21 protein-coding genes are annotated in these 20,443 nt (G+C 68.1%); 10 read left to right on the top strand and 11 right to left on the bottom strand.

Translation table 11 applies throughout. The annotated features are described in order from the left end of the window. Positions 1–45: 45 nt before the first annotated feature. From hflX to dusB, 7 genes are all read right to left on the bottom strand, one after another. Positions 46–1,314 (bottom strand): GTPase HflX, encoded by a 1,269-nt coding sequence (gene hflX / locus AC11WY_RS02555; protein ID WP_482922220.1) that lies wholly within the window; start codon positions 1,312–1,314, stop codon positions 46–48. 8 nt (positions 1,315–1,322) lie between these two features. Continuing rightward, positions 1,323–1,556 (bottom strand): RNA chaperone Hfq, encoded by a 234-nt coding sequence (gene hfq / locus AC11WY_RS02550; RefSeq protein ID WP_127900169.1) that lies wholly within the window; start codon positions 1,554–1,556, stop codon positions 1,323–1,325. Positions 1,557–1,702: 146 nt separating this feature from the next. Next, positions 1,703–3,118, bottom strand: a complete 1,416-nt coding sequence (gene ntrX, locus AC11WY_RS02545; protein WP_482922218.1) for a nitrogen assimilation response regulator NtrX — start codon at positions 3,116–3,118, stop codon at positions 1,703–1,705. Between the two features lies 1 nt (position 3,119). After that, positions 3,120–5,426, bottom strand: coding sequence for a sensor histidine kinase NtrY-like (locus tag AC11WY_RS02540; protein WP_482922216.1), 2,307 nt, complete (start codon positions 5,424–5,426; stop codon positions 3,120–3,122). 96 nt (positions 5,427–5,522) lie between these two features. Further along, positions 5,523–6,887, bottom strand: coding sequence for a response regulator (locus tag AC11WY_RS02535; RefSeq protein WP_482922214.1), 1,365 nt, complete (start codon positions 6,885–6,887; stop codon positions 5,523–5,525). Next, positions 6,887–7,972, bottom strand: a complete 1,086-nt coding sequence (locus AC11WY_RS02530) for a two-component system sensor histidine kinase NtrB (protein WP_482922212.1) — start codon at positions 7,970–7,972, stop codon at positions 6,887–6,889. Before AC11WY_RS02530 ends, AC11WY_RS02535 begins: the two co-directional genes overlap by 1 nt. After that, the gene (dusB, locus tag AC11WY_RS02525) at positions 7,969–8,952 is read right to left on the bottom strand and encodes a tRNA dihydrouridine synthase DusB (protein WP_482922210.1); all 984 of its coding nucleotides are present in this window, start codon (positions 8,950–8,952) and stop codon (positions 7,969–7,971) included. Before dusB ends, AC11WY_RS02530 begins: the two co-directional genes overlap by 4 nt. A gap of 186 nt (positions 8,953–9,138) precedes the next feature. On the opposite strand from dusB, the gene AC11WY_RS02520 reads away from it, so the two are divergent. The 3 genes from AC11WY_RS02520 to AC11WY_RS02510 are packed head-to-tail and all read left to right on the top strand — an operon-like array spanning position 9,139 to position 11,257. Next, a complete protein-coding gene (locus AC11WY_RS02520) occupies positions 9,139–10,275 on the top strand; it encodes a bifunctional 2-C-methyl-D-erythritol 4-phosphate cytidylyltransferase/2-C-methyl-D-erythritol 2,4-cyclodiphosphate synthase (protein ID WP_482922208.1) in 1,137 nt (378 codons plus the stop codon). Further along, the gene (locus tag AC11WY_RS02515) at positions 10,272–10,781 is read left to right on the top strand and encodes a phosphatidylglycerophosphatase A family protein (protein WP_482922207.1); all 510 of its coding nucleotides are present in this window, start codon (positions 10,272–10,274) and stop codon (positions 10,779–10,781) included. Before AC11WY_RS02520 ends, AC11WY_RS02515 begins: the two co-directional genes overlap by 4 nt. Continuing rightward, a complete protein-coding gene (locus AC11WY_RS02510) occupies positions 10,778–11,257 on the top strand; it encodes a CinA family protein (protein WP_482922205.1) in 480 nt (159 codons plus the stop codon). Before AC11WY_RS02515 ends, AC11WY_RS02510 begins: the two co-directional genes overlap by 4 nt. On the opposite strand, the gene AC11WY_RS02505 is transcribed toward AC11WY_RS02510, so the two are convergent. Next, positions 11,248–11,715 carry a type II toxin-antitoxin system RatA family toxin gene (locus tag AC11WY_RS02505; protein WP_482922203.1) on the bottom strand — a complete coding sequence of 156 codons (468 nt, stop codon included), beginning with the start codon at positions 11,713–11,715 and terminating at the stop codon, positions 11,248–11,250. The two genes, AC11WY_RS02510 and AC11WY_RS02505, sit on opposite strands and share 10 nt — an antisense overlap. 70 nt (positions 11,716–11,785) lie before the next feature. Between AC11WY_RS02505 and hpt the strand changes: the two genes are divergently transcribed. The 6 genes from hpt to AC11WY_RS02475 all read left to right on the top strand — a co-directional run bounded on the left by hpt (position 11,786) and on the right by AC11WY_RS02475 (position 15,995). Further along, positions 11,786–12,322, top strand: a complete 537-nt coding sequence (gene hpt, locus AC11WY_RS02500) for a hypoxanthine phosphoribosyltransferase (RefSeq protein WP_482922201.1) — start codon at positions 11,786–11,788, stop codon at positions 12,320–12,322. Positions 12,323–12,329: 7 nt separating this feature from the next. Continuing rightward, positions 12,330–12,515, top strand: coding sequence for a hypothetical protein (locus AC11WY_RS02495; RefSeq protein ID WP_482922199.1), 186 nt, complete (start codon positions 12,330–12,332; stop codon positions 12,513–12,515). Between the two features lie 115 nt (positions 12,516–12,630). Continuing rightward, positions 12,631–13,095 carry a c-type cytochrome gene (locus AC11WY_RS02490; protein WP_482922197.1) on the top strand — a complete coding sequence of 155 codons (465 nt, stop codon included), beginning with the start codon at positions 12,631–12,633 and terminating at the stop codon, positions 13,093–13,095. A 5-nt stretch (positions 13,096–13,100) separates the two neighbouring features. Then, a complete protein-coding gene (locus tag AC11WY_RS02485) occupies positions 13,101–13,991 on the top strand; it encodes a c-type cytochrome (RefSeq protein ID WP_482922195.1) in 891 nt (296 codons plus the stop codon). Between the two features lie 63 nt (positions 13,992–14,054). After that, positions 14,055–14,837 (top strand): hypothetical protein, encoded by a 783-nt coding sequence (locus AC11WY_RS02480; RefSeq protein WP_482922193.1) that lies wholly within the window; start codon positions 14,055–14,057, stop codon positions 14,835–14,837. 138 nt (positions 14,838–14,975) lie between these two features. After that, a complete protein-coding gene (locus AC11WY_RS02475; RefSeq protein WP_482922191.1) occupies positions 14,976–15,995 on the top strand; it encodes an outer membrane protein in 1,020 nt (339 codons plus the stop codon). An 8-nt stretch (positions 15,996–16,003) separates the two neighbouring features. Here the strand turns inward: AC11WY_RS02475 and lipA are convergent, their stop codons facing one another. Next, positions 16,004–16,960 carry a lipoyl synthase gene (lipA, locus tag AC11WY_RS02470; protein WP_482922189.1) on the bottom strand — a complete coding sequence of 319 codons (957 nt, stop codon included), beginning with the start codon at positions 16,958–16,960 and terminating at the stop codon, positions 16,004–16,006. Positions 16,961–17,143: 183 nt separating this feature from the next. Beyond that, the gene (locus tag AC11WY_RS02465; protein ID WP_482922187.1) at positions 17,144–18,262 is read right to left on the bottom strand and encodes a DUF6456 domain-containing protein; all 1,119 of its coding nucleotides are present in this window, start codon (positions 18,260–18,262) and stop codon (positions 17,144–17,146) included. 216 nt (positions 18,263–18,478) lie between these two features. Between AC11WY_RS02465 and AC11WY_RS02460 the strand changes: the two genes are divergently transcribed. Next, positions 18,479–18,757 (top strand): DUF6477 family protein, encoded by a 279-nt coding sequence (locus tag AC11WY_RS02460; protein ID WP_482922185.1) that lies wholly within the window; start codon positions 18,479–18,481, stop codon positions 18,755–18,757. 38 nt (positions 18,758–18,795) lie between these two features. Here AC11WY_RS02460 and AC11WY_RS02455 read toward each other — a convergent pair whose 3' ends face one another. Then, positions 18,796–20,343 (bottom strand): trimethylamine methyltransferase family protein, encoded by a 1,548-nt coding sequence (locus AC11WY_RS02455; protein ID WP_482922183.1) that lies wholly within the window; start codon positions 20,341–20,343, stop codon positions 18,796–18,798. Positions 20,344–20,443 lie beyond the last annotated feature (100 nt).

The following is a 20,443-nucleotide window of genomic DNA, read 5'->3' as shown; positions in this document are numbered from 1 at the left end:
ACCCCCCGAGAGTATTTCCGCCAAGAAGAATGGGGCGCGCGGCGTTCAGAGCTCGCGGTAGCGCTTTTCCTGCCGCGCGGTCCAGCGGACGGTGACGGAGTAGCCGTCCTCGCCTTGCGTTTCGGACTGCACCACCCCCTGCTCGTGCAGCCAGGCGCGGTGGCGGCCCGCGGAAAAGGGTAAATTGAACGTTCGTTCGGTCTTTTCCTCGTCCAACTGGGCCGAGATGGCATCCAGCAGCCGTGGTAGCCCCTCGCCAGTCAGCGCCGAGGCGGCAAAGACCGTCTCGCTGCGCAGGGCCTGGGTTTCCAGCGCCTCGCGCGCCTCGCCGAAGGTCAGGTCGATCTTGTTCCAGACCTCCAGTTGCGGCACCTCGCGGCGTACGCCGAGGCTGGTCAGGATGCCCGCCACATCCGCCGCCTGTTCCGCCGTCTCGGGGTGCGAGATGTCGCGGATGTGCAGGATCAGGTCGGCCTCCAGCACCTCTTCCAGCGTGGCGCGGAAGGCGGCGACCAGTTGTGGCGGCAGGTCCGAGATGAAGCCCACGGTATCCGACAGGATCACCTTGCGCCCCGAGGGCAGCACGACCCCGCGCATCGTGGGATCAAGGGTGGCAAAGAGCATGTCTTTCGCCAGCACGTCGGCGCCGGTCATGCGGTTGAACAGCGTCGATTTCCCGGCGTTGGTGTAGCCGACCAGCGCGACCACCGGGAACGGCACCTTGCGCCGCGCTGCGCGGTGCAGCTCTCGCGTCGTCACCACGCGGTCGAGCTGGCGCTTGAGCTTGAGCACCTGCTCGTCGATGGCACGGCGGTCGGCCTCGATCTGCGTCTCGCCGGGGCCGCCGACAAAGCCGAAGCCGCCGCGCTGGCGTTCGAGGTGGGTCCAGGCCCGCACCAGCCGGGTGCGCTGGTAGGATAGCGCGGCAAGGTCCACCTGCATCACGCCCTCGCGGGTGCGGGCGCGGTCGGCGAAGATCTCGAGGATCAGCCCGGTCCGGTCGAGCAGCTTCAGCCCCCACTGCTTTTCCAGATTGCGCTGCTGCACCGGGCTGACCGGGCCATCGACCAGCACCAGACCGACCTCCAGCGCCGCGAACCGTTCTTTCAGCTCGGCGACCTTGCCCGAGCCGAACAGCGTTGCGGGTGAAATGCGGGACACGCGCACCACCTCGGCCCCGGCGATATCGAGATCGGGCATCGCATGGGCCAGCGCCACCGCCTCGGCCAGGCCGTGTTCGGGGGTGCGGCGACTGCGGTCGGACTTCAGGTCCGGATGCAGGACATAGGCGCGCAGGACGTCGCCCTCAGCCATGACGGGGATCAGTCCTCGCCGTCATAAAGACTGATCGGCTGGCCCGGCATGATGGTCGAGATCGCGTGCTTGTAGACCAGTTGCGATTGCCCGTCGCGGCGCAGCAGGACGCAGAAATTGTCGAACCAGGTGATGACGCCCTGCAGCTTCACCCCGTTGATCAGGAAGATGGTGACCGGAATCTTGGTCTTGCGAACGTGGTTGAGAAAAGCGTCCTGCAAATTCTGTTTGTCGGCGGCCATGGTCTTTTTTGCCTTTTTTCTTGTCGCGTGCCTTGCACGGCACGTCCTGATGCGAAGGCTCCAAGCCTCCCCTGCGACAGTATGATGCGGGAGTTCACGAGATTCCAGCCCCAAAATCAGTCCGTTACGGACCTATTGCCCAAGGGTCACTCCGCGTCTTCCTCGTCCTCGTCGAGATGCGCGACCCGGTTGCCCGCCTTCGCCGTCGTCACCACGCCCAGCGACTTCAGCTTGCGGTGCAGCGCCGAGCGTTCCATGCCGACGAAACTGGCCGTGCGGCTGATGTTGCCGCCGAAGCGGTTGATCTGGGTCAGCAGGTATTCGCGCTCGAACAACTCGCGCGCCTCGCGCAGCGGCAGCGTGGCCAGCCCGCCCGACAGCACGATCCGGCCGTCGCTGTCGGCGCCACCACCCTCGCGGCCCGGCAGTTCGCGCGCCTCGATCGGGCCGGTCCCCTCGCCCAGGATCAGCACCCGTTCCACCACGTTGCGCAATTGGCGCACGTTGCCGGGCCAGGGCATCGTCTGCAACAGCGCGGTGGCCTCTTCGCTGAGCGCGCGCAGCGGCAACCCCTGCGTGCGGTTGAATGTCTCGATGAAGTGGCGGGCGAGTTCGGGAATATCCTCGCGCCGCTCGTCGAGCGCGGGCACGGCGATCGGCACCACGTTGAGGCGGTCGAACAGTTCCTGGCGGAACCGCCCCGCCGCAATCTCGGCCTTCAGATCGTGGGTGGTGGAGGAGATCACGCGGATGTCGACCCGCACCTTGTCGGTGCCGCCGACGCGGGTGAACTGCTGTTCCACCAGCACGCGCAGGATCTTTGACTGCGTGCCCAGCGGCATGTCGGCCACCTCGTCGAAGTAGATCACCCCGCCATGCGCCTGTTCCAGCAGCCCCGGTTCGATCCCGCGCTCGGGCGTTTCGCGGCCAAAGAGCACCTCTTCCATCCGGTCGGGACGGATCGAGGCCGAGGTGACGGTGACAAAGGGCCCCGCCGCGCGCGTCGACTGCGCATGGATGAAGCGGGCGGCGACCTCCTTGCCCGACCCGGACGGCCCCCAGAGCATCACCCGCCCGTTCGACTTCGTGACCTTTTCCATCTGTGATTTCAGAACCTTGAAGGCCGACCCCGAGCCGATCAACTCGGCCGTCGTCACGTCGCGGCGGCGCAGGTCGGCGTTCTCGCGCCGCAGCCGCGAGGTTTCCATCGCGCGGCTGACCACCACCATCAACTGGTCGATGTTGAAGGGTTTCTCGATGAAGTCATAGGCCCCCTGCTTGATCGCGGCGACGGCGATCTCGATGTTGCCATGCCCCGAGATGATCACCACCGGCACGTCGGGGTTGTCGCGCTTCACCGCCTTGAGGATGTCGATGCCGTCCATCCGGCTGTCCTTGAGCCAGATGTCGAGGATCATCAGGGCCGGGGCATCGGCATTGATCGCCGCCATGCACTCGTCCGAGTTGCCGGCGAGCCGCGTTGCGTAGCCCTCGTCGCGCAGGATGTCCGAGATCAGTTCGCGGATATCGCGTTCGTCGTCGACAATGAGAATGCCGCCCATGCTACCGTCCCTCTTGTTCCGTCGTCGCCGGTTCCGTGTCCCCTGGCGCCGGGGTCTTGTTGCGTTCGCGTGCGCCCCGCGTCTGTCGCGCAGGCAGGGGCAACCTGATCTCGGCCATCGCACCCACCCGCCCGTCCGCGCCAAACGGCGGCGCGTCGAGCAGGGCGAGCGTGCCGCCCTGATCCTCGACGATCTTCTTGACGATCGGCAGGCCCAGCCCGGTGCCCTTGGCCCGCGTCGTCACATAGGGCTCAAAGAGCCGGGCCCGGTCTTCCGGCAGGCCGATGCCATTGTCCGCGATCCGGATCACCACCGCCGACTCGTCTGTCCCCAGGCTCACCCGCACCTCTGGGGCGTAGTCCGCGGGGGCGCCTTTTTCAACAAGGCTTTCAATCGCTTCACCGGCGTTCTTGATGAGGTTCGTAAGCGCCTGCGACAACAGCGTGGCATCGATGTCCATCATCATCGGCAGGTCCGGCAGGTCGGCCACCAGACGCGCGCCATGCAGCGCGCTTTCCTGCAACACGACCGCATCGCGCACCAGGCGGGTCAGGTCGTGCTCGGCGCGCTCGGGTTCCGGCATCCGGGCGAATTTCGAGAACTCGTCGACGATCCGGCGCAGGTCGTTGGTCTGGCGCACGATCACGTCGGTGTATTGGTCCAACGCCTCGACCTGATCGCCGACCAGCGGGCGGAACTTGCGCTTGATGCGCTCGGCCGAAAGCTGAATCGGCGTCAGCGGGTTCTTGATCTCGTGCGCGATGCGGCGGGCGACGTCGCCCCAGGCCGCCATGCGCTGCGCGCTGACCAGTTCGGTCACGTCGTCGAAGGCCACCACATAGCCTTCGAGGCTGCCCGATTCGCTGCGTCGGATCGCCATCCGCACCAGCAGGCTTTCCAGCCGCCCCTTGCGGCTGATCTTGATTTCCTCCTGCACCACGCCGCCGGTGCCATCGCGCAACCGCTCGAACAGGTGCTGCAATTCGGGCGCCGCCCGCGCCAGGTCGCGGCCGTTGGCGCGCCCCTCCGCCAGCCCCAGCAGGCGCTGCGCCGCGCGGTTGATGAAGTCGATCCGGCCTTCCGCGTCCAGCCCCATCACCCCGGCCGTCACCGAGGACAGCACCGAGTCGAACTGCCGCCGCTGCAACTCGGTCTGGCCGTGGCTTTCCATCAACGCCTCGCGCTGACCTTTTAACTGCCGCGTCATCTGGTTGAAGATGCGCCCCAGCATGGCGATCTCGTCGTCGCCCTCCTCCTCGATCACCTGCACGTCCAGATCCCCCGCGCCGACGCGCTGCGCCGCCCCGGCCAGACGCCCGACCGGGCGCGCCAGCCGCTCGGCGAACCACAGGCCCAGCCAGATCGCCGCCAGGATCAGGATCAGCGCAAAGCCAAGGTACAACAGCCCGAACTCGAACAGCAGCGACCCGCGGTTGGTTTCAAGCTGCTGGTAAAGGTGCACGGTCTGTTGGGTTTCATCGAGCAGTTTCAGGATGTTGCCGTCAACGACGCGGCTGACATATAGGTAGCGGTCGGCATAGGCCGGCAGCACGGTCAGGGCGCGCAGTTCGTTGTTGTTCCAGTCGTCGATCAGCACCGTCTTGCCGGCCGCCGCGTCGGCGAGGTTCTGCGCCGAGGGGGCATCGTAGTTGAACAGATACGATCGCTCGCCCCGCGCCCGGATCTGGCCGGCACCGTCGATGATATAGGCGCCACGCAGACCGCGCTGAATCTTGGCCTGCCCCTCGGTCAGCAGTTGGCGCAGGTCGCCGTCGTCGACGTAGAAATTGATGACTCGCGCGTCGTCGAGGAACTTTGCCAGCGCATCGGAATCCACCGTCAGGTCATGACGGTGTTCGCCCTCGTAAGCCTGCGCGGCGGCCAGCGAACTCGCCACCACCTGCTGCACCCGATTGGAAAACCACCCCTCCAGCCCGACGTTGACCGTCAGCACCGCGAAGGTGGCAACAAGAATGGTCGGAATCAGCGCGATCAGGACAAAGACGCCGGTCAGCCGCATGTGCAGCCGCGAGCCCGCCGATTGTGACCGCCGTTCCGAGATCATGCGCGCGATCCGGATCAGCACCAGCGCCGCAACCGCCAGGATGTAGACCAGGTCGGCCAGCAGCACGACGCGCAGCATCGGCGACGAGGCGCCCTGATTGAACGGGCCGAAGACCAGATAGGTCGCCAGCGTCAGCGCCGGGCCCAGCGTCACCAGCGCAAGAGTTGCCGCCGTTTGCACACGGCGCTGCTTGCGCAGCCAGTTGAGCCGCCGAAGCGTCAGATTGCGCGCCGCCCGCTGCACGCGAGATTCCTTGACCTTCGGGGCTCTTCCCCCCACCGCCTCAAACCGGGTGCGCTGCATCGACTGGCGCCGATCGGCCACGCCTCTGTTGCGCTTTTACATCAATTTCCGTCGCCGTGTCACGCGAATATCCAGATCAGTAATCTTCTTGCGCAACGTATTGCGGTTGATTCCCAGCAGGTCGGCACACTTCGCCTGATTGCCCGCCGTGGCATCCAGCGCGATCTCGATCAGCGGCGTTTCGACCTCGCGCAGGATGCGCTGATAGACGCCGGGCGGCGGCAGGGCACCGCCATGCAGGTCGAAATACCGCTTCAGGTGGCGCGCGACCGAGGCCGACAGCTTTTCCCCCTCGCCGCCGCCGCGCAGCGGTTCCATCGCGGGCTGGCTGCCGAGCACGGCCTCCACCTCAGTCCGGGTGATCTCTTCCTCGGACGAGGTCACCAACAGCCGCCGCACGGTGTTTTCCAACTGCCGCACGTTGCCGGGCCAGCTATAGGCCCGCACCAGGTCCAGCGCATCGGGCGCGAACCGCCGCCGGGTGCCCACTTCGCGGTCGCCCCGGGTCAGGAAATGCTCGGCCAGCAGCGGAATGTCGTCCACCCGTTCGCGCAAGCTGGGCACCGCGATGGTCACCCCGCCCAGCCGGTAAAAGAGGTCGCGGCGGAACTTGCCCGCCTCGATCTGGCCCGCCAGGTCGGCCTGGCTGGTCGCCATCACCCGCGGTGCCATCTCACCCAGCGCATCCAGCATCCGCACCACGCGGGCCTGCTGTTCGTCGTCGTAGTCCGACACCTCGTCGAACACCAATGACCCCGAGCGTGCGCGCGCCAGCAATGATGAAGGCCCGTCGCTCCCCACCAGGTCGGCCCCCGAAACCACCACGAAGGGCTGGTTGCGGCGGTCGGAAAAGTCGTGGATCGCCCGCGCGATCAGCGATTTTCCGGTGCCCGATTCGCCGGTGATCAGCACCGGCAGGTCGGTGTTCATCACCCGCGCGACAAGGCGGTACAGCGCCTGCATCTGCGCGGTGCGCCCGACCAGCGGCAGGTCATCGCCCTCGGCCCGGGTCTCGGGCTTGCGCGGCACGACGCGGCGCTTGGTTTCCAGCGCGCGGGCGGCGCGTTTCATCAGGTCGGGCAGATCGAAGGGCTTGGGCAGATAGTCATAGGCCTCGGCCTCGGCGGCCTGGATCGCCGTCATGATGGTGTTCTGCGCCGAGATCACGATCACCGGCAGGCCGGGCCGTTCCTTGGCGATTCGCGGCAGCGCCTCCAGCCCGTTGCCGTCGGGCATGATCACGTCCGAGATCACAAGGTCGCCCTTGCCCTCTTCGATCCAGCGCATCAGCGTCATCAGGCTCGACGTCGCATGAACCTTGCAGCCCGCCCGCGTCAGGGCCTGCGTCAGGACCGTGCGGATCGTCCGGTCGTCATCCGCCACCAGAACCGTTCCGTCCATCACTCGCTCTCCATGTTCTTGGGAACCACCGGCAGCGACACGCGGAACACGGTTCGCCCGGGCACCGAATCGACGGCGATCCAGCCGTCATGGTCGGTGATGATCTTCGACACCAGCGCAAGGCCGAGGCCGGTGCCGTTCTCGCGCCCCGACACGAAGGGCTCGAAGATGTCGGCGGCGATCGCCGGTGGCAGGCCGGGACCGTCGTCGATGACCTCGATCTGCAACGGCAGCGGCGCGCGCGCGCCATCCTTGCGCCGCAGGCGCAGCGACTGGTCATAGAAGGTGTGCAGCCGGATCGTGCCACCCTTCGGCCCCGCCGCCTCGGCCGCGTTCTTCAAGAGGTTGAGGAACACCTGCAACAGCATGTCGCTATCAGCCCAGGCGGGCGGCAGCGAGGGGTCGTAATCCTCGATGATCTGCATCCGCGCGGCAAATCCCACCAGCGCCGACTTGCGCGAGCGGTCGAGCACGTCGTGGATGTTCACCGCGCGCCGTTCCGGCGGCCGCAGGTTGCCGAACTGCTCCACCTGCTCCAGCAGTTTCACGATCCGCCGGGTTTCCTCGACGATCAGGTCGGTCAGCTCGCGGTCTTCCGCGCTCAGCCCCATCGACAAGAGCTGCGCCGCCCCGGAAATGCCCGCCAGCGGGTTCTTGATCTCGTGCGCCAGCATCTCGGCCATGCCGATCGCCGATTTCGCCGCCGATTGCATCGTCTTGGTCCGGCCCAGCCGGTCGGCGATGTCGCGCGGCGAGATCAGCAGCAAGAGCACATCGGGAATGTCGTTCAGCGGCGCGATCTGGATCGTGCATTGCACCGACTGACGCTCGCCCGCGCCGACATCCACATCGTTGACGAACAGCGCCGACTGGTTCGCCCGCACCCGGCCGAAGGCTTCCTCCAGCGGCGCGTCGATCGCCAGACGATCGCAGGCCGAAGTGCCGCGCAGCGCCTTGGCCGAGACGTTCAGGAAGGTTTCGGCGGCCGGGTTGGCATGGCTGATGCGGTTGTCGGCACCGATTAGCAAGGCCGGAATGGGCAGCGCGGCCCAGACGATGCCGGGGGCCGGGATGTCGGACTTCATGCCGCCACCTGTTCGGTTTCGCCGAAAGCGGTGCGGATCAGCGTCCGCGCCGCCTGCGCTGTGGCGGCGGTCACCAGCGCGTGGCGCAGGCCCGGCGCCACCCCCGCCGCCTCGCAATACCAGCCCAGATGCTTGCGCGCGACCTTCAGCCCGAGGTCGGCACCGTAGAACGACAGCACCGCGCCGTGATGATCCTCGACCAGATCGGCCAGCGCGGCGCCCACCGGCACCAGCGGCGCCGGGCGCCCGTATAGTGCGGCGGCGATCCCGGCCAGCGCCCAGGGCCGCCCCTGAATGCCGCGCCCGACCATCACGCCATCGGCGCCCGACAGCCGCAGCGCCTCGCGCGCGCTGGCCGCATCGGTGATGTCGCCGTTGGCAATGACCGGGATCGTCACCGCCTCTTTCACCCGGCGGATCGCGGCCCAGTCGGCCCGGCCGGTGTAGAACTGGCAGCGCGTGCGGCCGTGGATGGTGATCATCGCGATGCCCGCAGCTTCCGCCCGCCGCGCCAGTTCCGCCGCGTTCAGCGCGTCGCTGTCCCAGCCCAGCCGGGTCTTCAGCGTCACCGGCACCGTGACCGCCCCCACCACCGCCTCGATCAGTGTCAGCGCATGGTCCAGATCGCGCATCAGCGCCGAGCCGGAATAGCCCGTCGTCACCCGCCGCGCCGGGCAGCCCATGTTGATGTCGATCACCCGCGCGCCCTGCGCCTCGACCAGCCGCGCGGCCTCGGCCATCCAGTGCGCCTCGTGCCCGGCCAGTTGCACCGAGGTCGCGGCCTCGCCGAAGCCCAGTTCGGCCCGCGCCCGCGCCTCGGGCTGCGCCGCCACCACCTCGCGGCTGGCGACCATCTCGCTGACCACCAGCCCGGCGCCGAAGCCCGCAACGATGCGGCGGAACGGCAGATCGGTGATCCCCGCCATCGGCGCCAGCAGCACCGGAGGGTCGATCGCTTCACCTGCAAGTCTAATCGACAACTGCCCAATCCTTACGCTTGTCTTCGCAGCTAGCGGTTGATCACAATTTTGGCAATCGAACGGCCTGAACCATCTGATCAGAAAACACGCTTTGCCCAATTTTTAGGCGCCAATGCCCGATCCGCCCGCACGTTGTCACCGTCTCCGGCATCGCCTACACAGATGCCGTCGCATGATGGAGGCAAGATGACAACCGCCGCGATCCTTGTCGCAGCCGGGCGCGGCACCCGCGCGGGCGGCGCCGAACCCAAGCAGTGGCAGAGGCTGGCGGGCCGTCCGGTGCTGGCCCATGCGGTCGCAGCCTTCGCGGCGGTGGCGGGTATCGAGCGTATCGTGCTGGCGCTGCACCCCGAGGATATGGCCCGTGCCGCGCCACTCCTGACCGCGCGAATCACCGCCGTGCCGGGTGGCGCCACCCGCGACGCCTCGGTGAAGGCGGCGCTCGAGTCGCTGGCTGGTCATGGCGTCACCCGCGTGCTGATCCACGACGGCGCCCGTCCGCTGGTCGGGCCTGCGCTGATCCACCGCCTGCTCGCCGCGCTCGACACCGCCGATGCGGCGGCACCCGCGCTGCCGGTCACCGATGCGCTCTGGCGCGGCGTAGACGGTCGCGTCAGCGGCACCGTGCCGCGCGACGGCCTTTTCCGCGCGCAGACGCCGCAAGCCTTCGCCTTTGAGGCGATCCTCGCCGCCCACCGCGCCCATCCGGGCGGTGCCGCCGACGATGTCGAGGTTGCCCGCGCCGCCGGTCTTGACGTGACGATCGTCGAGGGTGATGACGAGAACCTGAAGCTCACCTTCCCCGGCGATTTCGTCAGGGCCGAGCACATTCTGAGGGGCCGCATGGACATCCGCACCGGCAATGGGTTTGACGTGCACGCCTTCGGGCCGGGCGATCACGTCTGGCTCTGCGGCGTCAAGGTCGCTCATCCGCGCGGACTGATCGGCCATTCCGACGCCGACGTGGGGATGCACGCGCTGACCGACGCGATCTATGGCGCGTTGGCGGCGGGCGATATCGGGCGCCATTTTCCGCCCAGCGATCCGCAGTGGAAGGGCGCCGCCTCGGCGATCTTCCTGACCCACGCCGCCGACCTGATGCGGGCGCGCGGCTTCCGGCTGGCGAACTGCGACGTGACGCTGATCTGCGAGCGCCCGAAGATCGGGCCACATGCGGTGGAAATGCAACGGCAACTCGCCCGCATCATGGGCGTCGAGGAGGACCGCGTGAGCGTGAAGGCAACGACAACCGAACGGCTCGGGTTCACCGGGCGCGAGGAAGGGATCGCGGCGCTGGCCACCGCGACGCTGGTGACGGCATGAACCAGATCAACCGGATGATTGCCACCCTGTTCGGCGTCGGCAACGTGCAGCCCGGCAGCGGCACCTGGGCCTCGGCGCTGGCCGTGGTCTTCGCCATCTTCCTGCACGGCGCGGGCGGGTTCCCCTTGTTGCTGATCTGCACGATCCTGGTCAGCGTGCTGGGCTTCTTCGTCGTGCGGGCCGATCTGGCCAGCCGGGCGCCGGGCGATACCGATCCGTCCGAGATCGTCATCGACGAGGTCGCGGGCCAATGGCTCGCGATGTGCGCGCCCTCGGCCGGGTTCTGGTTCGCCGGGCTCGACAATTGGGACTTTCCCTGGCCCGGCTACGTGAGCGCCTTCCTCTTCTTCCGGCTGTTCGACATCTGGAAACCCTGGATCGTCGGGCGCGCCGACCGGCGCCACGATGCGGCCGGGGTGATGCTCGATGACCTCTACGCCGGCGCGATGGCGGGGGTGGTCGTGGTGGTCGCGGCCGGCTTTTATCACGGGGTGCTGGCGCGATGACCCAGGCCGAGACACTGCTGGCCGCCGCGCGTGCCGCCGGGGCGAAGATCGCCACCGCCGAAAGCTGCACCGGCGGCCTCGTCTCGGCCGCCATCACCGAGGTGTCGGGATCATCCGACATCTTCGACCGCGGCTTCGTCACCTATTCGAACGCCGCCAAACGCGCGATGCTGGGGGTGCGGGCCGAAACGCTGCTGGCCCACGGCGCGGTGTCCGAACCGGTCGCGCGCGAGATGGCCGAGGGCGCGCTGCACCGGTCCGAGGCGACGCTGGCGGTGTCGGTCACCGGCATCGCGGGCCCCGGCGGGTCGGAGTTCAAGCCCGAGGGGCGGGTCTGCTTCGGACTGGCGCGCAAGGGGCAACCCACGCATACCGAAACCATCAACCTCGGCCCGCTGGGGCGTGGCACGGTGCGGGCGCTCAGTGTTGCCCATGCGCTGCGGATGCTGCTGGCCGCGCTGCCGCCTCAGGGCTGAAGCCTGCGCGCACCGTAAAGATCGACCGCGCGCCGCTCGAACGCCTTCACCACGCGCTGCATCGCCTCGTTGAAAACGACGCCGATGATGCCTTGCAGGATCGCGTTGCGGAACTCGAAATCAACGAAGAACTCGATCTCGCAGCCGCCCTGCGGCCGGTCGCGGAACATCCAGTTGGACCGCATGTGCTTGAACGGGCCGTCCAGATACTCGGTGTCGATCTTCATCTGCGCGGGCCAGAGCGTCACCCGGCTGCCGAAGCGTTCGCGAAAGACCTTGAACGAGATCACGAGGTCGGCCTCCATCACCTCGCCGCCATCCGCGATCGGCATGCGCGAGCGGATGCGCGCCGCCGAGGTCCAGGGCAGGAACTGCGGGTAGGCGGCCACATCGGCCACCAGATCGTACATTTCCTGCGCCGTGTAGGGCAGCGGGCGGGTTTCGTGGTGCTTTGGCATAGGGCCATGAAAGTTTGATGACTCGGGCGGCAGACTTCGATAGTTTTCCCGCCGAAATCAAGGGGCAGGCATGGTGCAGAGACCTTATGTCATAGATCGGATGATCTCGGCCAAGGCGATCGCCGCCCGGGTCGAGGCGCTGGCGCGCGAGATCAGCGCGCATTTCGCGGGCACCGACAAGCTGGTGGTGGTCGGCCTGCTGCGCGGCTCGTTCATCTTCATCGCCGATCTGGTGCGCGAGATCGACCTGCCGATCGAGGTCGATTTCCTGGAGGTTTCCAGCTACGGCAATTCCACCGAAAGCTCGCGCGAGGTGCGGATCCTGAAAGACCTGCGCGGCGAGATCGGTGGCCGCGACGTGCTGGTGGTCGAGGATATCGTCGATACCGGCTTCACCCTGACCCATGTGCTCAAGCTGTTGCAGACCCGCGAACCCGCCCGGATGGAGGCCTGCGTGCTGCTCGACAAGCCGTCGCGCCGCGAGGTGCCGATCAAGGCGACCTGGACCGGCTTCGAGATTCCCGACGAATTCGTGGTGGGCTACGGCATCGACTATGCGCAGCGCAACCGCAACCTGCCCTATATCGGCAAGGTGCGCTTTACCTGAGGCCGCAATGAATCCGATGATCTGGTTCCTGCGGATGTCCCGCTGGGCGCGCCATCCACCCTCGGCCGGGCGCGTGGCGCTGGTTCTGGGCGTTGTCGCGGTTTGCCTCGTGCTGGCCGGGATCGAGCATCTCTGGGGCTGGCCCGCCTGGCTGTCGGTCAATCGCCCGCTGCGGATGCCGCGAACGTTCTGAACATTCTGCCGCTGTCGCGGTGTCACGCCCGCGTGTGGGCCGCAAACGCCAGTGGAATTCTGCGCAAAAGCCCATAAGCTTGGGCGCAAGATCATCCAACCGTGGAGCGTGCCCGATGAAGTTTATTCGTCCTCTTTTGTGCGGCGCCCTGCTGGGCGGTCTCGCCTCCGCAACCCTCGCCGACCCGGCGGGCGACGCGGCCATTACCGCGCGCCAATCGCTGATGCGGTTGCAGGTCTTTTTCGTCGGCCAGCTCGGACAGATGGCGCAGGGCAAGGTTCCCTACGATGCCAAGGCCGCGACGATCGCCGCTAATGATCTGGAATCGGTGACCGCGATCGACGTCTCGATGCTGTTCCCGGCCAGCACCGACAATTCCGCCAACCCCAAGACCCACGCCTTGCCCGCGATCTGGACCGGAATGGATGACTTTCTTGCCAAATACGAGGACATGCACAAGGCGACGCTGGCGATGCAGGCGGCGGCCGGTGGCGGGCTTGACGGGCTGAAGGCGGCGATGGCTCAGATCGGCGGGGCCTGCGGTGCCTGCCACAAGGAATACCGCGCGCCGCTGAACTGACCGGGGTGCGCCGCGCGCTTGTCCTGCTTGCGGCCCTCGCGCTGATCGGCGCCGGGGTCTTCTGGTGGATCACTCGGCCGCAGCCGCTGCCCGCCGACGCGCTGGCCGGGCTGAGCGGCGATGCCGCGCGCGGACGGCTGGTGTTCTGGGCGGGCGGCTGCGCGTCCTGCCACGCCGACAAGCAGGCCGAGGGCGATGCGCGGCTGCGGCTCGGTGGCGGCCAGAAACTGGTGACCCAGTTCGGCACCTTCGCGGTGCCCAACATCTCGTCCGACCCCGAGCACGGCATCGGCATGTGGTCGGCGCTCGATCTCGCCAACGCGATGATCCGGGGGCTGTCACCCGACGGCCGGCACCTTTACCCGGCCTTCCCCTATGCCTCCTACAGCCACGCCAGCCTGCAGGACGTCGTCGACCTGCGCGCCTTCCTTGCCACCCTGCCCGCGGTCGCCAGCCCCAACCAGCCGCACGACCTGCACTTCCCGTTCAACATCCGCCGTCTGATCGGGGGCTGGACCTGGCTTTTCCTGCGCCCCGGTTGGGTCATCACAGGGCCGCTGACGCCCGAACAGACGCGCGGCCGCTATCTGGCCGAGGCGCTGGCGCATTGCGGCGAATGCCACACCCCGCGCAACGCCCTTGGTGCGATGGAGACCGCGCGCTGGCTCGCCGGGGCGGCCAACCCGACCGGCAAGGGGCATATCCCGAACCTGACGCCGGCCAAGCTCGACTGGTCGGCCGACGATCTCCTGACCTACCTGACCACCGGCATGACACCCGCCTTCGATGCCGCGGGCGGCGACATGGCGCATATCATCGACAACCTCGGCCAACTGCCCGAGGCTGACCGCAAGGCGATCATCGCCTACCTCGCACTGCTGCCGCCCCGGTCCTGAGCGGTGGCGGCCCGAGGCACCCCGCCCCGCCCCGGCCTTCTGCGGCGCTGCTGGCAGGGCGCGATGCCGCCCTGGATCGCGGTCTTCGGCGTGCTGGTGGGCGGGCGGGTCGCGCTGGCCCTAGCCTGGCACCGGCTGCCCGCCCCGTTGCCCAGCCCGCTGTTCCTGGTGCTTCTCCTGCTCGACGCCGGGGTGGCGGTCTGGCAGGTCACCGGCGCCTGGCGCAGTATCCGGCGTTCCTTCGACCCCGTCGCCGACCGCCTTGCCGTGTTCGCCGCCCAGGGGGTCGTGGCGCTCAGCCTGCCAGTGATGCTCAACGGCTGGCTCGACCACCTGACCCGCCAGGTTCCGCCGTCCATCGTGGCCCGCGTGCCGGTCGCCCCGCTTCCCGTCACCGGCAAAACCGCCGTCCTTTCGGGCGATATCGACTACGCGATGCTCGACCGCTTCGACGCGACGCCGCCCGCCAGCTTTGCCACGCTCCGGCTGAACAGCACGGGCGGGCTGGTCTACGCCGCCCGTGCGCTGGCGCAGCGCGTCGCCGCGCGCGGGCTGGCGACCGAGGTTCTGGGCGATTGCCTGTCGGCCTGCACGCTGGTGTTCATCGCCGCCGACCACCGCAGCCTCGGGCCCGACGGGCGGCTGGGGTTCCACGCCGAGGCGCTGAACGACCCGGTCAGCCTGGTGAACCTTGGCGCCGAACAGGCGCGCGACACCGCTTATCTGCAAGGCCGCGGCGTCACCCCGGCGTTCCTTGGCCGGGTGCTTCGGACACCCAACACGGCGATGTGGTTCCCCGACCGCGCGACCCTGGCCCTTGCCGGGGTGCTGCCCGGACAGGATTGACAAGACGCCGCACAAGGATCACGCAGTTGTGAACGACAGAAGTGGTTTCCTCTTTGAAAGGGTCACTGAATGCGTCGTGCGTCGGGTTCTCGGACTGTCGGGCTCGCTCTGCTCACGGCGGTTTCCCTGGTCGGCATCGTGCCCTCCGCCAGCGCCGGACCTGCCGACCCGTCGGCCCGCTGGGTCGGCCCCTACTTCGGCCTGAGCCTCGGGACCGCCACCGGATCGGCGAAGCAGCCCGGAGCCGGTGGCGGCGGTGCGCCGACCGGATGCAGCATCGGCGGCACGCAGTACACGCTGGCCGATACCAAGCTTTTCGGCCCGGGGTCATTCCTGATCGACATGCTGCCGCTGCCCTCGTCGCCGCCCGACACGATCAAATACATCAACGTCGGCTATTACGTCGACGCCGCGAAGCTGGGCATGGTTGCGAACGATGGATTGCTTACCACCGGTCTTGGCGGCGCGCTTTACAGCCTCGACGGGCTCTACCGCACCGACGTCGTGCAGGTCCAGGCGCTGCGCTATGGCACCACGGGCCCGATCGCCGCGACGGACGGGCGCAGCTCGATCTATGTCGATGGCTCACCGATCCCGAACCCCTACGACTGCCTGATCCTGCTGCCTTCGTCCGACGAGTATCCCGCGGGCACGGTCGCCATAGACTACCTTAACGGCAGCACGGTGGTTGCCACCTCCAACACCAGCGAAGGGGTCTACTCCTACGTCGGCGGTGGTGCCGATGTGACCGCGCATTTGCGCGGCGGCGCCGTGTCGGTGCTGTCGGGCGTCAACTGGGCGCTGGGGCCGCGGGTCGTCGCGGGGGTCGAGGCGCGCGGCTTCGCGACCGGCCTGAAGGGCGGCGGGTTCAGTGTGCACGGCCTGGCGCTGGCCAACGGCCGCATCGGCTTCGCGGGCCCGCAGACCCTGATGTTCCTGACCGCCGGGCTGGCGGCGGCGGGGCTGCACACACCCGACGGCAGCGGCACCGGGGTCGGCTACGAACTCGGATCGGGCCTCGAATACGCGCTGAACGACCGCACCTCGCTGCGCTTCGACATGGTCTTCGTCCGGCTTGGCAACAAGGACTATGGCGACGGCAAGAAGACCAGGGTGTCGTTCGCGATCTCCTCGGTGGGGGTGATCTGGCGGTTCTGACCCCGGCCTCAGCCGCGGCCAAGCCTTTCCAGCCGCGCCGCGCGCAGCCGGGCGAAATCCTCGCCCGCGTGATAGGACGACCGAGTCAGCGGCGTCGCCGACACCATCAGGAAGCCCTTGCCATAGGCCGCCTTTTCATAGGCCGCGAATTCCTCGGGCGTCACGAAGCGGTCCACCACATGGTGCTTCGGCGTCGGTTGCAGATACTGCCCGATGGTCAGGAAATCGACATCCGCCGCCCGCATGTCATCCATCACCTGCGCCACGCCCTGGCGGTCTTCGCCGAGGCCGACCATGATGCCCGACTTGGTGAACATCGCCGGGTCCAGTTCCTTGACCCGCTGCAACAGCCGGAGCGAGGCGAAATAGCGCGCCCCCGGCCGCACCTCGGGGTAAAGTCCCGGCACGGTTTCAAGATTGTGGTTGAACACGTCCGGCCGCGCCGCCACCACCGTCTCCAGCGCCGAGGGCGGGCATTTCAGGAAATCGGGGGTCAGGATTTCAACCGTGGTGTCGGGCGCGCGGTGGCGGATGGCGCGGATCGTCATCGCGAAATGCTCGGCGCCGCCATCGTCCAGATCGTCGCGGTCGACGCTGGTCACCACGACATGCTTCAGGCCAAGCTGCGCCACCGCATGGGCCACCCGCCCCGGCTCGAAGGCATCGAGCGCCCTCGGCTTGCCCGTCGCCACGTTGCAAAAGCTGCAGCCGCGGGTGCAGATCTCGCCCATGATCATCATGGTGGCGTGACCCTGGCTCCAGCACTCGCCGACGTTGGGGCAGCCCGCCTCCTCGCAGACCGTCACCAGCTTCTGGTCGCGGATGATGTCGCGGGTCTGCTTGTAGCCCGCGCTGACCGGCGCCTTGACCCGGATCCAGTCCGGCTTCCTCAGGCGCTCGGTGTCGGCGCGATGCGCCTTTTCGGGATGGCGTTCCGACGGGATTTTGAGGTCGCGCAAGATCATGCTCCGCTCTGGGGCCTTTCGGTTGACATAGCCCCGCAGGCCGCGCCGCGCAACGCCCCGCCGAGCAGCCCTGTCATGCAAGGGCGCCGCAACCCCGGCGCCCCTCTTCCGTTCGCAAATATCCTCGGGAGTGAATTGGACGCAGGCCAAGAGGGGGCAGACAGTCCCCTCCCTGCTGCCCGGTCAGCCGATCAGCGGTGCCGCCAGCCCGCCGTTCTCCTCGTAATGCCGCTTCAGCCGCATCAGCGCGATGCGCAGCACGATCTTGCCCGAGCGCGCCGACCAGCCCATCCGCCGCTCGGCCACCTCCAGCCCTTCCAGAAAGCAGCAGCAGCGCAGCGCCATGTCGCCCAGGCCCGGCCCCAGATCGCGCAGCGCGCCCGCCACCCGTTCGCGCGCCGCGCGCGGCCCCTCGGCCGGGCCGCTGCCGCCCGCGAAGGCGCCGCGGTCGCCCGCGGTCAGGAACCGGTCCCAGTTCTGCGCCACCCGCGGTCCCATCTGCGCCAGTTCGAAATCCTCGCGCAGCCGTTCCGCCGCCGCGACCAGATCGCCACTCAGGAACGGCTCGCCGTCCTTGTCGCGCCGCCGCGACAAGGCGGTCACCGGGCTTTCCGCCAGGTTGCAGCGCAGCCGGCGCGGCTCTTCGCCGGGCTCCCGGACCTCGCGCTCGCCCCAGACGCGGTGCTGGTCGCCAAAGGCGGCGGGCGCCTCGGCCAGGCCCTGGCGCGCCCGGTTGTCCTCATCCAGCATCCGCTTCAGCGCGGCGCGCCCGGCGGCGGTGATGGTGTAGCTGGAGACCCGGCCGGGGGTGCGGCAGGTGATCCAGTCCTTCAGCGCGAAGGCCTGCGCCACCGCGCGGTCGAGCACGCCGGTGCGGGTGGTGCGCCCGTCGGGGCCTTCGCGCAGCACGGCGGCCTTGTCCATGTCGGGCGCGATCGCCAGCACGGCGCCGGGCTCCGACAGGCGGCGCAGGATGCGGCGCGCCTCGCGGGCGATGGTGGCCTCGTCGTTCAGGAAAGTCTCGCGGCGGAGCGGCGCGGTCATGTCGGCGTCCTTTCTGTCCGGGGTTCGGGTCCGGGCCGCATGGGCGCGGCCCAGATGCGCCAGCGCTTCGTCCATCAACGGATCGTCGCGCCGGTTCTCGTAGCGACGCACCTGACGAAGCACGGTCGAGGCGTGGCAGCCCTCGCGCCGGGCCAGCGCCCGCAGCGACAGCCCCTCCTCCGTGTGGTCGAGGTAAAGGCGCACGGCGTCGGGCACCCAGCGGGGCAGATCGCATGTCATCCCGATGTTGGCCGTCATCCCCCGCGCCCCGCCTTCCCTCGTCCGTCAGTTGCCGTCCGGGCCGGATGCAACCGTGAGTTGCCTTGGTTACCCACCTGTTAACACACGACCCGGCGGTCATATTTCTTTAAGAAACCTAAAGAAAATTGAAATGCCCGCGCGCTGTTGCACGGCGAGACGCAACGCAAGGTTGTGACGTGTCAAGAAGAGGAGCCACCAACCGGAGGATTCCCGATGACCGATTTCCGTGACCTGCTGAAAAACCTGCGCCGCCCGCGCCTTCTGGTGCAGGCCGCGCGCCTCGGGATGGCGGATTACCGGCGCGAGCGGGATCTGCGCCGCATCGCCGGAACGCCGGCCGCTCCGGACCACGCGCTGCCCGCGCTGCTCGATGCCGAGGCCGCGCTGGAACAGACGCGCCGCGCGGGCGACGCCGGTTACGACATCGCCCGCCATGTCGAGGTGCTCATTGCCCTGATGGCCGAGGTGCGGCTGCTGCCCGCCCCCGCCTGAAACGGATCGGGCCTGAAACGGATCGGGCCTGACCGGGCTCAGACGAAGGCGTCGGGCATCGACGCCTTCTTGCGGGCGACATAGTCGCGCAAGCTCTCGGCGATGCCTTCGTCCAGCGCGGGCTGCTGGTAATCGCCCAGCATCTTCTTCACCCGTTCCGCCGCCAGCGTCTCGGTATCGCGCGCGCCTTCCTCGGCCCAGGTCTCGAACGGCTTGTAATCAAAGAGGTCCGAGCGCCAGAATGCGCTCTTGAAGTTCGCCTGGGTGTGGGCGCAGCCCAGGTAGTGGCCACCCGGCCCGACCTCGCGGATCGCATCCATCGCCTGCCCGTTCAGGTCCATGTGCACCCCCTGCGCCAGATGGTGCAGCGTGCCCAACTGGTCGGCATCCATCACGAACTTCTCGTAGGACGAGACCAGCCCACCCTCCAGCCAGCCGCAGGCGTGCAGCATGAAGTTCACCCCGGCCAGCAGCGCCATGTTCAGGCTGTTGGCCGACTCGTAGGCCGCCTGCGCGTCGGGCAGTTTCGAGCCGCAGAACGCCCCGCCCGAGCGGTAGGGCAGCCCCAGCCGCCGCGCCAGTTGCCCGGCGCCATAGGTGATATGCGCAGCTTCCGGCGTGCCGAAGGTCGGCGCGCCCGAGTTCATGTCGATCGAGGTCACGAAGGCGCCGAAGATCACCGGGGCGCCCGCCCGAACCAGTTGCGAATAGGCCACCCCCGCCAGCACCTCGGCCAGCACCTGCGTCAGCGTGCCCGCCACCGTCACCGGCGCCATCGCCCCACCGACGATGAAGGGGCTGATGATCGCGGCCTGACCCGCCTTGGCATAAACTTCCAGCGCGCCCATCATCGTCGAATCGAAGGTCAGCGGGCTGTTGATGTTGATCAGCGAGGTCATCACCGTATTCTGGTCAACGAAATCCGCCCCGAACAGCAGCTTCGACATCTCGATCGAATCCGCGGCCCGGCTGGGTTCGGTGACCGAGCCCATGTAGGGCTTGTCGCTCAGCGTCATGTGGGCCAGCAGCATGTCCAGATGGCGCTTGTTCACCGCCACGTCGGTCGGCTCGCAGACCGTGCCGCCGGAATGGTGTAGCCATTTCGACATGTAGCCCAGCTTCACGAAGTTCTGGAAATCCGCGATCGTCGCATAGCGCCGTCCCCCGGCCTGATCGCGCACGAAGGGCGGCCCGTAAACCGGTGCCAGCACAAGGTTTTTCCCGCCAACCTCGACGTTGCGTTCGGGGTTGCGGGCGTATTGCGTGAACCGCGCGGGCGCCGTCGCGCACAGCTTGCGCGCCAGCCCGCGCGGGATATGCACCCGCTCGCCCCGCACGTCGGCGCCCGCCGCCCGCCACAGCGCCAACGCGTCGGGATTCTCAAGGAAGTTGACGCCGATCTCCTCCAGCACGGTCTCGGCGTTCCACTCGATGATCTGAAGCGCTTCCTCGTTCAGAATCTCGAAGTTGGGGATCTGCCGCTCGATGAACCGCGCGGTTTCGAAATGCACCGCCGTCCGCTCGGCCCGGCGCGTCGCACCGCCGCCGCTCCGCACTCGCCGCCCTGCCGTCGCCACGTCGCTCATGAGAACCTCTCCCGCCGCGCCCACGGGGCGCCTGTTTCCTGGCGCTCCTTTTACGCCTTTCGCGCCGTCCCCCTGACCGGATTGCGGCGCTTGGCGATGG

Source organism: Solirhodobacter sp. (assembly GCF_964715405.1).
Note: the sequence above shows the minus strand (reverse complement) of the source record. Positions and strands in the feature narration are given on the sequence as shown.

Excerpts from the sequence above, each read along its gene's own strand:
- ntrX (WP_482922218.1), bottom strand. The coding sequence starts at position 3,118 with ATGGGCGGCATTCTCATTGTCGACGACGAACGCGATATCCGCGAACTG.
- AC11WY_RS02520 (WP_482922208.1), top strand. The coding sequence starts at position 9,139 with ATGACAACCGCCGCGATCCTTGTCGCAGCCGGGCGCGGCACCCGCGCG.
- AC11WY_RS02505 (WP_482922203.1), bottom strand. The coding sequence starts at position 11,715 with ATGCCAAAGCACCACGAAACCCGCCCGCTGCCCTACACGGCGCAGGAA.
- AC11WY_RS02455 (WP_482922183.1), bottom strand. The coding sequence starts at position 20,343 with ATGAGCGACGTGGCGACGGCAGGGCGGCGAGTGCGGAGCGGCGGCGGT.
- AC11WY_RS02490 (WP_482922197.1), top strand. The coding sequence starts at position 12,631 with ATGAAGTTTATTCGTCCTCTTTTGTGCGGCGCCCTGCTGGGCGGTCTC.
- AC11WY_RS02465 (WP_482922187.1), bottom strand. The coding sequence starts at position 18,262 with ATGACGGCCAACATCGGGATGACATGCGATCTGCCCCGCTGGGTGCCC.
- AC11WY_RS02495 (WP_482922199.1), top strand. The coding sequence starts at position 12,330 with ATGAATCCGATGATCTGGTTCCTGCGGATGTCCCGCTGGGCGCGCCAT.
- AC11WY_RS02535 (WP_482922214.1), bottom strand. The coding sequence starts at position 6,887 with ATGGACGGAACGGTTCTGGTGGCGGATGACGACCGGACGATCCGCACG.
- AC11WY_RS02460 (WP_482922185.1), top strand. The coding sequence starts at position 18,479 with ATGACCGATTTCCGTGACCTGCTGAAAAACCTGCGCCGCCCGCGCCTT.
- lipA (WP_482922189.1), bottom strand. The coding sequence starts at position 16,960 with ATGATCTTGCGCGACCTCAAAATCCCGTCGGAACGCCATCCCGAAAAG.
- hpt (WP_482922201.1), top strand. The coding sequence starts at position 11,786 with ATGGTGCAGAGACCTTATGTCATAGATCGGATGATCTCGGCCAAGGCG.
- AC11WY_RS02510 (WP_482922205.1), top strand. The coding sequence starts at position 10,778 with ATGACCCAGGCCGAGACACTGCTGGCCGCCGCGCGTGCCGCCGGGGCG.
- AC11WY_RS02515 (WP_482922207.1), top strand. The coding sequence starts at position 10,272 with ATGAACCAGATCAACCGGATGATTGCCACCCTGTTCGGCGTCGGCAAC.
- hfq (WP_127900169.1), bottom strand. The coding sequence starts at position 1,556 with ATGGCCGCCGACAAACAGAATTTGCAGGACGCTTTTCTCAACCACGTT.
- AC11WY_RS02530 (WP_482922212.1), bottom strand. The coding sequence starts at position 7,972 with ATGAAGTCCGACATCCCGGCCCCCGGCATCGTCTGGGCCGCGCTGCCC.
- hflX (WP_482922220.1), bottom strand. The coding sequence starts at position 1,314 with ATGGCTGAGGGCGACGTCCTGCGCGCCTATGTCCTGCATCCGGACCTG.
- AC11WY_RS02480 (WP_482922193.1), top strand. The coding sequence starts at position 14,055 with ATGCCGCCCTGGATCGCGGTCTTCGGCGTGCTGGTGGGCGGGCGGGTC.